The organism is Burkholderia cepacia ATCC 25416, from assembly GCF_001411495.1.
Classification (GTDB): Bacteria; Pseudomonadota; Gammaproteobacteria; order Burkholderiales; family Burkholderiaceae; genus Burkholderia; species Burkholderia cepacia.
In genome coordinates this window covers 1,795,929-1,810,352 of the sequence record NZ_CP012981.1, presented here as the reverse complement: position 1 = coordinate 1,810,352, position 14,424 = coordinate 1,795,929, and the positions used below count along the sequence as shown (strand labels likewise).

At 65.0% G+C, this 14,424-nt stretch carries 11 protein-coding genes; 6 read left to right on the top strand and 5 right to left on the bottom strand.

The genetic code is table 11. From position 1 onward, the window contains the following. Positions 1–892: 892 nt before the first annotated feature. Positions 893–2,287: a phosphomannomutase/phosphoglucomutase gene (locus APZ15_RS08165; protein WP_027788174.1), complete on the bottom strand. Its 1,395-nt coding sequence runs from the start codon at positions 2,285–2,287 to the stop codon at positions 893–895. Positions 2,288–2,550: 263 nt separating this feature from the next. On the opposite strand from APZ15_RS08165, the gene APZ15_RS08160 reads away from it, so the two are divergent. From APZ15_RS08160 to APZ15_RS08140, 5 genes are read left to right on the top strand one after another with little or no spacing between them, the layout of a single operon-like run. Continuing rightward, positions 2,551–3,807: a lipopolysaccharide biosynthesis protein gene (locus APZ15_RS08160; RefSeq protein ID WP_027788175.1), complete on the top strand. Its 1,257-nt coding sequence runs from the start codon at positions 2,551–2,553 to the stop codon at positions 3,805–3,807. Further along, positions 3,804–4,628 (top strand): glycosyltransferase, encoded by an 825-nt coding sequence (locus APZ15_RS08155; protein WP_027788176.1) that lies wholly within the window; start codon positions 3,804–3,806, stop codon positions 4,626–4,628. Before APZ15_RS08160 ends, APZ15_RS08155 begins: the two co-directional genes overlap by 4 nt. A 51-nt stretch (positions 4,629–4,679) precedes the next feature. Next, a complete protein-coding gene (locus tag APZ15_RS08150) occupies positions 4,680–5,816 on the top strand; it encodes a glycosyltransferase family 4 protein (protein ID WP_027788177.1) in 1,137 nt (378 codons plus the stop codon). A gap of 15 nt (positions 5,817–5,831) precedes the next feature. Further along, positions 5,832–6,854 (top strand): UDP-glucose 4-epimerase GalE, encoded by a 1,023-nt coding sequence (galE, locus tag APZ15_RS08145; protein ID WP_027788178.1) that lies wholly within the window; start codon positions 5,832–5,834, stop codon positions 6,852–6,854. Positions 6,855–6,881: 27 nt separating this feature from the next. Next, positions 6,882–7,988 (top strand): MraY family glycosyltransferase, encoded by a 1,107-nt coding sequence (locus APZ15_RS08140; protein WP_027788179.1) that lies wholly within the window; start codon positions 6,882–6,884, stop codon positions 7,986–7,988. 85 nt (positions 7,989–8,073) lie between these two features. Here the strand turns inward: APZ15_RS08140 and APZ15_RS08135 are convergent, their stop codons facing one another. Genes APZ15_RS08135 through APZ15_RS08120 form a run of 4 tightly spaced genes read right to left on the bottom strand, consistent with a single transcriptional unit; the run spans position 8,074 to position 12,805 of the window. Beyond that, complete coding sequence (locus APZ15_RS08135) at positions 8,074–9,957, bottom strand: polysaccharide biosynthesis protein (protein ID WP_027788180.1); 1,884 nt, start codon at positions 9,955–9,957, stop codon at positions 8,074–8,076. Between the two features lie 12 nt (positions 9,958–9,969). Then, entirely contained in the window at positions 9,970–10,986 is a 1,017-nt protein-coding gene (locus tag APZ15_RS08130; protein WP_027788181.1) for an MraY family glycosyltransferase, read from the bottom strand. A gap of 5 nt (positions 10,987–10,991) precedes the next feature. After that, the gene (locus tag APZ15_RS08125) at positions 10,992–11,954 is read right to left on the bottom strand and encodes a UDP-glucose 4-epimerase family protein (protein WP_027788182.1); all 963 of its coding nucleotides are present in this window, start codon (positions 11,952–11,954) and stop codon (positions 10,992–10,994) included. Next, positions 11,951–12,805 (bottom strand): glycosyltransferase family 2 protein, encoded by an 855-nt coding sequence (locus tag APZ15_RS08120; protein WP_027788183.1) that lies wholly within the window; start codon positions 12,803–12,805, stop codon positions 11,951–11,953. Before APZ15_RS08120 ends, APZ15_RS08125 begins: the two co-directional genes overlap by 4 nt. Before the next feature lie 746 nt (positions 12,806–13,551). On the opposite strand from APZ15_RS08120, the gene APZ15_RS08115 reads away from it, so the two are divergent. After that, on the top strand, positions 13,552–14,379 hold the full coding sequence (locus tag APZ15_RS08115; RefSeq protein WP_027788184.1) for an ABC transporter permease: 828 nt from the start codon (positions 13,552–13,554) through the stop codon (positions 14,377–14,379). Positions 14,380–14,424: the final 45 nt, after the last annotated feature.

Below are 14,424 nucleotides of genomic sequence, written 5' to 3'. Positions count from 1 at the left end.
GGAATGTTCGGTCAGGACATTGTATAGCATCCTCCGCTATTTCCGGATTGCACCAACCAACGCAGTGATGATAGGGCGCAAACCCGTCTCTGCGTTAGCCGCCTTATCGGCATATTCCATCGATCGGATGAGTCAGATATTCGGAATAGCCATGAACGCCAGCGCGGAAGCCTTTAGGCTCGTCGAATACACAGATTTTCCCGTATTTGCGCGCTATCTGGCCCGCTTGGATTCTGGATCCGATATGAACCTATATAAATGAAGTCGATGATTTGGGTGTGCATCCGACAGGCGAAGCTGCACTCGACTACCCAATGTCTGGGCAGCAACACGAAACGCGAAGCTGTCCGGGATCATTGCACTGGGTTGAGCTTTGCATTCATCGCACACGCGCAGCTGTTCTCGCAGGTCACGCACCATCTGAAGCAAGGTTCGTAACACGCTCCGGCGTGAGCTGACGTTCGCCGACACCGAGCAAGCAGCCAAGGCCGCATGCAACCCGGTGCCACCGGCGCAGCGTTCACAGCAAGCGCAAGACAAGGTGGTCAACCGCAACGCCCGTCCACCGCTTCTCCACGCTGATGGCTGAGCTGGGCGGCAGCGTGCGCCACATCTGTCGCCCCCCGGACCGGGCGCCGACCTTCGACATTGCCACCACGCCCAACGCAACGCACTCGATCTGATCAGGCAGGCCTGGCCGTAGACAGAAACCGGGACCTCAAAATCACATCGAATGCTTGCGGCACAAGGACAAACCCGCCCCGTTGCGACTGGAATTGCAGTCTAGCCGCACACAGCGCGAAAAGCGGCCTCACGCGATGCGCGCGCGCCGCTTTTCGGACCCAGCCCTGGGGGCGTTTAGCACCAGTGGCGGCCGCGCCGCCACCGGCACTCAGAACGGCAGCTTGACGTCCGGCTTCGCGGCCGTCAGCACGCGGCGGAAGTCTTCCTGGATGCGCTCGAGCCCTTCCTGCGTCTCGGCCTCGAAACGCATCACGACGACCGGCGTCGTGTTCGACGAACGCGCGAGGCCGAAGCCGTCCGGGTACTCGACACGCAGGCCGTCGATCGTCACGACTTCCTCGGCGCCGTCGAACTTCGCCTCTTTCTGCAGCTTGTCGATCAGGCGGAAGTTCTCGCCTTCGTCGAGCCAGAGCTGCAGCTCGGGCGTGCTCATCGCGTCCGGCAGGCTGTTGAGCAGCGCGCTCGGGTCGGCCGTCTTCGCGAGGATCTCGAGCAGGCGTGCGCCCGTGTAGAGGCCGTCGTCGAAGCCGTACCAGCGATCCTTGAAGAACACGTGGCCGCTCATTTCACCGGCGAGCGGCGCACCCGTCTCGCGCAGCTTCGCCTTCACGAGCGAGTGGCCCGTCTTCCACATCAGCGGCTCGCCGCCCTTCGCTTTCACCCATTGCGCGAGGTGGCGCGTGCACTTCACGTCATAGATGATCTGCGCACCCGGGTTGCGCGACAGCACTTCTTCCGCGAACAGCATCAGCTGGCGGTCCGGATAGATGATCTGGCCGTCCTTCGTGACGACGCCCAGGCGGTCGCCGTCGCCGTCGAACGCGAAGCCGATCTCGGCGTCGGTGTCCTTGAGCGCCTGGATCACGTCCTGCAGGTTTTCCGGGTGGGCGGGATCGGGGTGGTGGTTCGGGAACGTGCCGTCGATGTCGGTGAAGCGCTCGACGAGCTCGCAGCCGAGCGCCTTGAACAGGCGCGTCGCGAGCGGGCCGGCCACGCCGTTGCCGGCGTCGACGACGAGCTTCATCGGACGGGCCGGCTTGATGTCGCCGACGATGCGCGCGATGTATTGGTCGGCCACGTCGAACTGTTCGTACGAGCCGCTGCCCGTTTCGAAGCGCTCGTCGACGATGCGGCGGTATAGCGCCTGGATCTGCTCGCCGTAGATCGCGGCGCCGCGCAGCACCATCTTGAAGCCGTTGTAGTCGGGCGGGTTGTGGCTGCCCGTGACGACGATGCACGAATCGACGAGGCGCTCGCCGCCCTTCAGCGCGAGCGGCACGTTCGCCGCGAAATAGCCGACCGGCGTGGGCACCATGCCGACGTCGACGACGTCGACGCCCGCCGCACGCAGGCCGTCGGCAAGCGCGCCGACGAGCTCCGGCCCGGACAGGCGGCCGTCGCGCGCGACGACGACCGCATCGCCGCCCTGCGCACGCACTTCGCTGCCGAATGCGCGGCCGATCCCGCGCGCCGTGTCGGTGTCGAGCGTCTTGCCGACCACGCCACGGATGTCATATGCCTTGAAGATGGATTGGGAGATCATCGATTCACTTCTCTCAGTTGCGTGCATGGAAAATTGTCTGGCTTGCCTGGCCGCCGCTCGCCGGTGCCGCGCATGATACATGCCCGCCCGGCGAGGAGCGCACCCGCTGGCGCAGAACGGCGGAAGCCACCCCGATCCCACTTATAATCGCGGGTTTTGATGACGCGCATGCCGCCCATTTTAATGCCTAGCCGTCCCGCCGCCGCCGACCTGCAGCCTTCGGGCGCCCTGCCGGCCCCCTTGCGCGCACGCCGCCACAGCGCATGCTGAAGCGCTTCGGCAACCCGGACGTCGCGAAGGCCGTCGCGAATCTCGTCTGGCTGGGGCTCGAACGGCTCACGCAGATCGGCGTCGCGATCGCGATCAGCGGCCTGCTGGCCCGTTATTTCGGGCCGGATGTGTTCGGCAAATGGCAGTATGCGAATACGCTCCTCCTGGTACTGGCGCCGCTCACCTGGGTGTGCGGCGCGGAAATCCTCGTCCCGACCATCGTCCAGCGCCCGCCCGCCCAGCTCGGCGCGGTACTCGGCAGCGCATTCGCGCTGCGCATCGCCGTCTCCGCCGCCGCGCTCGTCGCGACCTGGATCGCGATCGCCGCGGGCGCCTTCGATCCGCTGGTCGGTGCGATGCTCGCGGGCCTGGCGGTCACGATGGTGTTCCGCGAGCCGTTCGTCGGCGTCATCAACGCGTGGCTGCAGAGCATGACCTACAGCAAGCCGCAGCTCGTCACCAGCATGGTCACCGCGCTGGCGAAGGCGCTGCTCGTCTGGCTGCTCGTCCGTGCGGCCGCGGGCCCGGCCCGCTTCGCATGGCTGTGGGCGCTCGAGGCCGCCGCCATCGGTTTCGCGCTGATGCTGTACTACCGGCATCGTAACGGCGGCTCGCTCGGCTGGACGTTCGACAAGCCGCTGTTCAGGCACTTTGCGACGGCCGGCACCGTGTTCTGGCTCGGCCTCATCTGCATGTACCTGTTCCTGAAGCTCGACCGCCTGATGCTCGAGCGTCACGTGTCGTTCGCCGATCTCGGCCGCTACTCGGCCGCGCAGCAGCTCAACGAGAACTGGATCACGCTCGCGCTGATGCTCGCGCAAACGATCGCGCCCGCCTTCGTCTATCGCGTGCAGGACGTCGCGCGGCTGCGCCGCAACATCGTCCGGCTGATCGCGATGACGGCCTGCCTGATGACGGCCGGCGCGCTCGTGCTCGACGCCGCCGCCCCGCTGATCGTCGGCAAGGTGTTCGGCCGCGGCTACGAGGCATCGGTCGACATCTTCCGCTGGGCGGTCTGGCTGTCGGTGCCGGCCGGCATCGAGGCGATAGGCAATCTTATCGTTCTCAAATATCAAGCAAAATTCGTGTTGCTGTCGAAATGGCTGCTCGCGCTCGCGATCGCCGCGCTCGTCAACCTGTTCGCGATCCCGCGGCTCGGCCTGTACGGCGCGCTCGTCGGGCTGGCGGCCGGCTATCTGGCCGCCGCCGCCGTCAACTTTTATTACATCCGTTTCAAGCTGCGACCATGACGTCCCCTGATTGCCCGACCCCGCTCGACGACGTGGCCGTGCTGATGCCGGCCTACAACGGGCACGACGACGTCGTCCGGACCCTCGCATCGTTTCGCGAGGACACGCCCGTGCACGTGCTGGTCGTCGATGACGGCAGCACGCCGCCGATCGTCGCGCCCGACCTGCCCGGCCTCACGATCGACGTGCTGCGCATGCCGGAGAACGGCGGCATCGAGCGCGCGCTCGCGGCCGGCATCGACGCGCTCGCCGCGCGCGGCTTCCGCTTCGCGGCGCGCATCGACGCGGGCGATCTCGCTGCGCCGCAGCGCCTCGCGAAAGAGCGCGCGTATCTCGGCGCCCACCCGCGCGTGGCCTGCGTCGGCATGTGGACGCAGGTCGTGTCGCGCGCCGGCGAACCGCGCTTCATGCTGACGCCACCCGCCGATCCGCGCACGCTGCGCCGCACGCGCTTTCTGCGCTCGCCGCTCGTGCATCCGTCGGTCATGCTGCGCATCGACGCCGTGCGCGAAGTGGGGAACTATCGTGCGAAATACCGTGCGGCCGAGGATCTCGATCTTTTTTTGCGGTTAATGCAACGCTACGATTGCGCGAACCTGCCGGAACTCGGCCTCTATTACGAACTGAACGAGGGCGGGATCAGTGCGACCAAGCGCCGGCGCCAGCTGGTGTCGACGCTCACGCTGCTGTTGAGCCACTTCAACGCGCTGAACCCGTACGACTGGGCCGGCCTCGCCAAGAACCTGCTGCATTTCGTGACGCCGTACCGTACGTTGCAGCGGATCAAGCAGACGCTGTTCGCCGCCCGGCCGTCCGCCTGACGCGCTGCCGGCGTTTTCGGCCATTTCGACGCTTTATTTTTTCTTTTTTTCATGTCCGCCACCTCCCCGCTGCGCATCGCGCTCGTCTGCAACACGGCCTGGGCGATCTACACGTATCGCCACGGGCTGATCCGTGCGCTCGTCGCGCGCGGCGCCGACGTCATCGTGATCGCACCGCACGACCGCACGGTGCCCCTGCTCGAGCAGATGGGCTGCCGCTACGTGGCGCTCGCGGTCGCGTCGAAAGGCACGAGCCCGCGCGAGGATCTCGGCACGCTTGCCGCACTGTTCCGTCATTACCGCGCGCTGCGGCCCGATCTCGTGTTTCACTACACGATCAAGCCGAACATCTACGGCTCGGTCGCCGCGTGGCTCGCGCGCGTGCCGTCGATCGCGGTGACGACCGGGCTCGGTTACGTCTTCATCCAGAAGAGCCGCGCGGCGAGCGTCGCGAAGCGCCTGTACCGGTTCGCGTTCCGCTTCCCGCGTGAAGTGTGGTTCCTGAACCGCGACGATCTCGCCACCTTCACCGACGAGCAGTTGCTCGCGCATCCCGATCGCGCGCGGCTGCTGCACGGCGAAGGCGTCGATCTCGAACAGTTCGCGCCGGTGCCGCTGCCGGCCGGCAGCGCCCCCGTCTTCATCCTGATCGGCCGCCTGCTGTGGGACAAGGGCGTGCGCGAATACGTGGAGGCTGCGCGCGTCGTGCGCGAGCGCTTCCCGAACGCGCGCTTCCAGCTGCTCGGGCCGCTCGGCGTCGACAATCCGAGCGCGATCGGCCGCGCGGATGTCGATGCGTGGGTCGGCGAAGGCGTCGTCGAGTATCTCGGCGAAGCGCACGACGTGCGCCCCCATATCGCGGCGGCCGACTGCGTCGTGCTGCCGTCGTACCGCGAAGGCGTGCCGCGCACGCTGATGGAAGCATCGGCGATGGGGCGCCCGATCGTCGCGACCGACGTGCCGGGCTGCCGCGACGTCGTCGCCGACGGCGACACGGGCTTCCTGTGCCGCGCACGCGACAGCGCGAGCCTCGCGGAGCAGCTGCTCCGCATGATCGAACTCGGAACGGCCGGACGCGACGCGATGGGCGCGCGCGGCCGGCAGAAGGTCGTGGCGGAATTCGACGAACAGCAGGTCGTCGAACGCTACCGGCGAACCATCCATTCGCTAACCGGCATCACCCTCTGAAGGAGCGCATCTGCAATGACCGCTAAAGGCACCATCCTCGTTACCGGCGGTGCGGGCTACATCGGCTCGCACACGGCCGTCGAGTTGCTCGACAACGGCTACGATGTCGTGATCGTCGACAACCTCGTCAACAGCAAGGCCGAATCCGTGCGCCGCATCGAGCGGATCACCGGCAAGACGCCCGCGTTCCATCAGGTCGACGTGTGCGACGAAGCCGCGCTCGCCAAGGTGTTCGACGCGCATCCGATCACCGGCACGATCCATTTCGCGGCGCTCAAGGCCGTCGGCGAATCGGTCGAGAAGCCGCTCGAGTACTACCAGAACAACCTCGGCGGCCTGCTCGCCGTGCTCAAGGTAATGCGCGAGCGCAACGTGAAGCAGTTCGTGTTCAGCTCGTCCGCGACCGTGTACGGCGTGCCCGAGCGCTCGCCGATCGACGAGTCGTTCCCGCTGTCCGCGACGAATCCTTACGGCCAGTCGAAGCTGATCGCCGAGCAGATCCTGCGCGATCTCGAGGTGTCGGACCCGACGTGGCGCATCGCGACGCTGCGCTACTTCAATCCGGTCGGCGCGCATGCGAGCGGGCTGATCGGCGAGGATCCGGCCGGCATCCCGAACAACCTGATGCCGTATGTCGCGCAGGTTGCCGTCGGCAAGCTGGAAAAACTGCGCGTGTTCGGCTCCGACTACCCGACGCCGGACGGCACGGGCGTGCGCGACTACATCCACGTCGTCGATCTCGCGAAGGGGCACATCGCCGCGCTCGACGCGCTCGCGAAACGCGACGCGAGCTTCGTCGTGAACCTCGGCACGGGCCAGGGCTACAGCGTGCTGGAAGTCGTGCGCGCGTTCGAGAAGGCATCGGGCCGCCCGGTGCCGTACGAACTCGTCGCGCGCCGCCCGGGCGACATCGCCGAGTGCTACGCGAACCCGCAGGCCGCGGCCGACATCATCGGCTGGCGCGCGACGCTCGGCATCGAGGAAATGTGTGTCGACCACTGGCGATGGCAGGAGGGGAACCCGCGCGGTTTTGTATAATCCGCTGTCCATTTTTCGAGCGATCCCATGCTCAGCTTCGCGTCCGGCTTCATCGTCTCCCTGCTCGTCACGCTGTTCATCGTGCGCTACGCGCACCTTCACGAGAAATTCTCGGTCGACAGCGACCTGGCCGGCGTGCAGAAATTCCACGTGCGGCCCGTGCCGCGCGTGGGGGGCATCGGGATCCTCGCCGGGGTCGTCGTGGCCGCGCTGATTCTGTCCCGGCACTATCCGACGATCGCGGGCAGTATTCTCGGCATCGCGGCCTGCGGGCTGCCGGCGTTTCTGTCCGGCCTCGTCGAGGACCTGACCAAACGCGTGTCGCCACGCGCACGGCTGCTCTGCACGATGGGCGCGGCCGCACTCGCGTTCTGGCTGATGGGTATCGCGGTCACGCGCATCAGCGTGCCGCCGCTCGATTTCCTGCTCCACTACGCGGCCATTTCGGCGTTCATCACCGTGCTCGCGGTCGCGGCGCTCGCGAACGCGGTCAACATCATCGACGGCTTCAACGGGCTCGCGTCGATGGTCAGCTTCATGATGTTCGCATCGCTCGCTTACGTGGCGTTCCAGGTCCGCGACCCGGTCGTCATGTCGGCGTCGATCATCATGATGGGTGCCGTGCTCGGCTTCTTCCTGTGGAATTTCCCGGCCGGGCTGATCTTCCTCGGCGACGGCGGCGCCTATTTCATCGGCTTCATGCTCGCGGAACTCGCGATCATGCTCGTGATGCGCAACCGCGAAGTGTCGGCCTGGTACCCGGTGCTGCTGTTCATGTACCCGATCTTCGAGACCTGCTTCTCGATCTACCGGAAGAAATTCATTCGCGGGATGTCGCCGGGGATTCCGGACGGCGTGCACCTGCACATGCTCGTATACAAGCGGCTGATGCGCTGGGCCGTCGGCACGAAACACGCGCACGACCTCACGCGCCGCAATTCGCTGACGTCGCCGTACCTGTGGCTGCTGTGCCTCGTCGCGGTGATACCCGCGACGCTGTTCTGGCGGCACACGGTGCACCTGTTCGTGTTCGTCTTGCTGTTCGCGCTGACCTACGTGTGGCTGTATCTCAGCATCGTGCGGTTCCGCGTGCCGCGGTGGATGGTGGTGAGGAAGGAGCGGCGCAGCCACTGAACGGCCTGCCGGCTTCATCAAAAAAACGCCCCGCGGGGCGTTTTTTTCGTCATTACCATGCGGTTCGAACCGCCGCCCGGCCAAGTTACCCGTTCGATACGACGCGCACCGACGGCACGCTCTGCAGCGTCGGGGTAACGGCCGTTTGGTATTCCGGCACCCAGCGCCGCAGGTCTCGCCGCACTTCGTCATCGGGCAGGACACGATGCTGCATCAGCCACGGCAGCAGCTCGTCGAGGAAATTGTCCGGTACTTCCCGCGCACGCGCGATCCGCAGTTTCGGATGCGGGGTGCGCGTCGTCGCCTCGTCGTCCGCGAGCAGCTCCTCGTAGAGCTTCTCGCCGGGCCGCAGCCCGGTGAACTCGATCTGGATCTGATCTTCCGAGAAACCGTACAGGCGGATCAGGTCGCATGCGAGATCGACGATCTTCACCGGCTCGCCCATGTCGAGAATGAAGATCTCTCCGCCGTGCCCCATGCTCGACGCCTGCAGCACGAGTTGCGACGCCTCCGGGATCGTCATGAAGAAGCGCGTGATCTCCGGATGCGTGACCGTCACCGGGCCGCCCTTCGCGATCTGCTGCTGGAACTTCGGAATCACGCTGCCCGCGCTGCCCAGCACGTTGCCGAAACGCACGGTTTCGAACTGGGTGCGCCCGCTCGTCTGCTGCAGCGCCTGGCAGGCCATTTCCGCGAGGCGCTTGCTCGCGCCCATCACGTTGGTCGGATTGACCGCCTTGTCGGTCGAGATCAGCACGAAGTGACGCACGTCGTGGCGGATCGCCGCACGGGCCACGCGGTACGTGCCGAGCACGTTGTTGCGCAGCGCCTGCCATGCGTTGTGCTCCTCCATCAGCGGCACGTGCTTGTAGGCCGCCGCATGGAACACGATGTGCGGTACGTGGCGGGACATCACCTGATCGAGCAGCAGGGAGTCCTTCGCGTCACCGATGATCGGCACGACCGGCTGATCGGGGAAGCGCTCGCGCAGTTCCTCGGTCAGGCGGTACATCGCGTACTCGGACAGGTCGAACGCGACGAGTTGCGCTGGCGCGAAACGCAGGATCTGCCGGCACAGCTCGGAACCGATCGAGCCGCCAGCGCCCGTCACCATCACGACACGACCGCGAAGCAGCGCCTCGACGTGCGGCGTGTCGATCGTCACGGCGTCGCGGCCGAGCAGATCCTCGAGGTCGATCTCGCGGATCTGGGACAGGAAGCCCTGCCCCGGCATCAGTGCGGTCAGCGACGGCAGCACCATCACTTTCAAGCCGGCGCGCACGCAGAGGGTCGCCGTCCGGCGCTGCACCTCGACCGACGCGGACGGAATCGCCACGATCGCGTATTCGATCTTCAGTGCCTCGGTCCAGTGCGCGACGTCGTCGAGCGAGCCGAGCACCTTGTAGCCGTAGATTTCGCGGCCCTGCTTCGTCTTGTCGTCATCCAGCAGGCCGACGAGACGCCATTCGCCCGAGCGCGACAATTCGCGCGCCAGGTTCGCGCCTGCCGTGCCCGCGCCGATCACGAGCACCGGCTTGCCCTGCCCGACGAGGCCGCCGTACAGGTAAAACTCCTTCATCGCGCGATACAGCGCACGAGCGCCGCCCATCATCAGGAACAGCATCAGCGGGGAGACCAGCAGCACGGAACGCGGGATGATCGGCGACGGCTGGAACATCACGGCGCCGATCATCACAATCACGCCGCCGCCCGCAAGCGCCTTCGAAATCCGCACCAGGTCCGGCAGGCTCGCGAACACCCACAGTCCGCGATACAGGCCGAACAGGTGGAACGTCAGCGCATAGACGGGAAGCACCCAGGCGAGCGCAGTCAGCGAGCCCCTCAGGAAATCGGGCGGAACGCTACCGTTGAAGCGAACGAGATAGGCGAACAACCACGCGACGACAACCGCCAGCAGATCGAACAGGAAAGCACTGAGTGACAGCCATGATGCTTTGGATCGCAACATCGGCGAGAGACCTCACGAATTGTTATCAATGACCGTCCGCAGCCGGCGCCAGCGCATGTCGATCGCCACGCCGATACACATCAGCACGCCATACCACGCCAGGAACACCGACCATTGCAGCAGGACAGGACGACCGAGCGCCCAGAAAGCGACGACGATGCCCAGGAGCATGATGAGGTACCAATAAACGGCAGTACGCTCGTGACTCATGCCGGAACGCACCATCCTCTGATAATAGTGCTCCCGGTGCGCTTGCCAGAACTTTTCTCCGCGTAACAAACGTCTCAGAAGCGTTACAGATGCATCGGCAATAAACGGAGCGAACACCGCCGCCGGAAACCAGACCGGCCAAATGCCACCGTGCCAGCCCCAATAGCCGAGCGCGCCGGCCATGAATCCGAGAGGGATCGAACCTGCGTCGCCAAGAAACAGCCGCGCCGGATGGAAGTTCAGCAGCAAAAAGCCGAACGCGGCCCCCGCGATCGCCCCGCCCGCGACGACGAGATCCGGGGACGGTTGCGCGCCGGACAGTGCCGCAACGGCGTAGGCTCCGAAGCCGAACAGCGCCATGCCGCCGGCGAGGCCGTCCGCTCCGTCCATGAAATTGTAGAGATTGGTCAGCCAGACCATCACGAAACCAATCCCCACGAGCAGCCACCATGGGGCGGCGGCCGGGTAGATGACGATCAGCGCCACGACCGCGGTCAAATGCGCCGCAAACCGCACACGAGCGGGTAGCCCGCGCCGATCGTCGAGCTGCGACAAGGCCGCCAGCCCCGCCGCCGCCACGGCGATGAACCACATCTGTGGCGCGAGCCACAGCAATGCGACAACGCAGACCGGCACGATGCCCCAGCCACCGACGCGCGGCGTCGGGCGCGTATGCAGCGAGCGTTCATTTGGAATGTCGGTGGCAAGTCGCCACGCCAGTCCGGTGGCGAGCAGCACGCGCAGGATCGTCGTCGTGGCGACGGCCGCGCCCGTTGCCACTGCTACCGCGGCAAACCACGTGTTAATCGTGAAGTGCATGTTGCCTATTTCTGTAAGTGGCGCGAACGATACCATGCGGCCGTTGCCTCGAGGCCCTGCCGCGTCGTATAGGGCGGATGCCAATTCAGTACCCGCCTCAAGCGCCCCGTGTCGAGCTGCAGGCTGCCCGTCAGGCGATCGACGACAGCGCTTCGACCGGTCAGCCGACCGAGCGCGCGCAACGCACCTGCCGGCACCGGGAACAGCCTTGCCGGCTTGCCGAGCGCGTCACCGACCATCCGCAGCAATCCGGCAACCGAGGGCGCATCGTCGTCAGCGACGTGGAAGCACTCGCCCGCCGCACGCGGATCGATTGCGCAGTGCAGCAGGGCATCGGCAAGGTTGTCGACATAGACAACGCTGCGACGAGCAGGAATCGCGGCCAAGGGCAATGGCGCGCCGCGGAATACGGCATCCATCATCCGGAGGAAATTGGCGCGTACCCCCGGCCCGTAGACGAGCGGCGGACGGACGACGACGACTTCGAGACCAGCCTCACCGAGCCGGGCCAGTTGCTGCTCGGCACGCAGCTTCGAGCGCCCATATGCATCCTGCGGGTCCGGGACGGTATCCTCCGCGAGCGGTACGCCCGCATCGCCCTCGCCCACTACCTTGATGCTGCTCGCGAAGACGAACCGGCGCACACCATGCATGCGCGCGGCATCGGCAACCCGCAACGTGCCCATTACGTTGGTCGCATCGAAGGCGGCGTCCGGATCGGAGGATTTGTCGTGCATCACGTGTACCCGCGCGGCCAGATGGATCACGCAATCGGCCTGCAAATCATCGGGCCACGCACCAGCGACTCCCTCGAAGTCAGGTGCGTCGTGCACCCACTCTCGCACGCCCTCGATACACCCACCCGGCCGGCGCACCAGCGCCGTGACGGTATGCCCCGCCGCCAGCGCAAGTCGGCACACAGCGTGGCCGACGAAACCGTTCGCACCGGTTACGACAATGCGGCTCACCACAACCTCCAGCCGAACCGGCTATAGAACTTCAGCGCGGACACTGCGAACATCCGAATGTGCGCGAAGCCCTTGCGCGAGGCGCCTCCGCCGTGATGAATCACGCGGATGGACGGGACATAGGCGACACGCGCGACATTGTGGGTGCGCAAGCTCAAGTCGTAGTCCTCGAAATACAGGAAATAACGAGGGTCAAAGCCCCCTAGCGTCTTCAGCACGTTCGTTCGAAACAGCATGAAACAACCGCTGATGATTGGGGGATCCCAGACGACGGACATGCCGTCGATGGTATCGCGCATTTCATAGCGGGCAAGTCGCTTCCGGAACGGCCGTCTGGCCCAGGTCGGCAAGAAGCCGCGAACCAGCAGGTCGACGATCGACGGAAACCGGCGACAGAGATACTGAAACCCGCCTGCTCCGTCCCCGACCCAGGGAGCGATCAAGCCCGTATCGGCGTGCGATTTGAAAAACGTACGGGCCAACACCAATGCCTGCGGATCCAGATCGATATCCGGATTCAGGATCAAGTGCAACGACCCGCTGGAATGCTCGATCGCAAGATTGTGGCCACGCCCGTAACCGACGTTGCCATGCCCCGTCAATATTCGGCATGCCACGCCTTGCGCGCTGAGCCGGTCGACCGCCCCCGAAATGTCGCAGAGTCCGCCGTTGTCGACCAGGAACAGCTCGACGGGGTATTCAGGTGAAACCACCCGCAGGTTCTCGCACGCTGCGCCGAGGCTGTCGAGCGTCTGCCGCAGCTGCGCGATATCGGGGCGGTATACGACCAGGGAAATGGAGAGACCATCGACGTCATCGGACTGACGTTGTGGGGCGCTTATGACATTCATCCGGAATTCGGCTAAGCGCTTGACTGCAGCAAGCGCGATGGGTTGGCTGGCCCGTCTGGGAGACAGCGGGCTTACTCATTTGTCAGGCGTGCAGGGAATGCCTGCCGCGTGCTCGCGATACGGGTGCAATTCTAACTGCTCGCACCCTTGCCGGACGCGCCCGTCCCGGGACGCCGTGCAATGCCGCTGCCCTCGATCCGTGCCGGCCCAACGCGTTCGGCCCTGATCGGCGACCAGGGCGAGCCACGGCCGGACGGGTTCCAGCACGAGATACGCGCCCCTTCCAGGACGCGCCTCTCTCGCGGCGCCGAATGCCGTATCTCATAAACACCAGGAGGCCTGAGCATGTCAATCCCCCGCCGGACGCCTAGTTGTTAAAAGATGTGAAAACATTAACATCTATTGCGCGTCATCGGCATTCCGGCGATCATGCTTGGTTTCCATGGGCGAGCCGTCGTCAGTCGGTACCGGTCCGGTCTCAACCCAGCGTCACCAAGCGCCGCCGATCAAGGCAGAGAGCGCTTCAGTCCAGGGCTGGACGGATGGCCTGCATTAGAATACGTTGCGGGCGATGGCACCTTGTTTGCCCGATCGCTCAGGATTGAAGTCGGGAGCACATTGAAACGTCGCGGCCAACTGGATTGCCGCCTTTTTCAGACTCACGACACCCCGCAACAATGGCTGCGCCACGTGGGCGAGGGGTTGGGGGCTCCATCACCGATCCGAATGCAACGACACGCAACTTGATGAATCCGAACTCGAAGCACCCGGCATCGCCGATGGCGATCGCCCGTAGCATTTACCGTAATCGCGGACTGATTCTGCAAATGACTCAACGCGAGGTCGTCGGGCGCTATCGCGGGTCAGCAATGGGTCTTGCGTGGTCGTTCTTCAATCCCGTGCTGATGCTCGTCGTCTACACCTTCTTCTTCTCCGTCATCTTCAAGTCGCGGTGGGGTACCACGAGCGACGACAAGGCAAGCTTCGCGATCGTCCTGTTCGTCGGCCTGATCCTCCACAGCCTGCTGGCAGAGTGCATCAACCGGGCGCCGACGTTGATCCTTGCAAACGTCAACTACGTCAAGAAGGTTATTTTCCCGCTCGAGATACTGCCGGTGGTCGCGCTCGCGTCAGCGCTGTTCCACAGCGCGATCAGCCTGCTGGTCCTGATCATCGCCGAGTGCATCCTTATCCACTCGCTGCCCTGGACCGCCATCCTGTTCCCCGTCGTCATGCTGCCGCTGATCGTCGGCTCACTGGGGCTCGCATGGTTTCTGTCGGCTTTGGGCGTCTACATTCGAGACATTTCGCAGATTACCGGTGTCATCACGTCAGTGCTGATGTTCCTGTCGCCGGTTTTCTACCCCGTGTCGAATCTGCCGCCACAGTATCGATCCTGGATCGAACTCAACCCCCTTACGTTCATCATCGAAGAGGGACGCAACACGCTGATCTTCGGGCACCCCCCCGACTGGACGAACTGGCTAACCTGCATGATCGCATCGCTGCTTCTCGCGTGGTTCGGATTCTGGTGGTTCCAGCGGACCCGAAAGGGATTCGCAGACGTCCTGTAATCCATGCCAGCGCGCTCGCCTGCCGCCTTGCATCAGTGGCAGTGG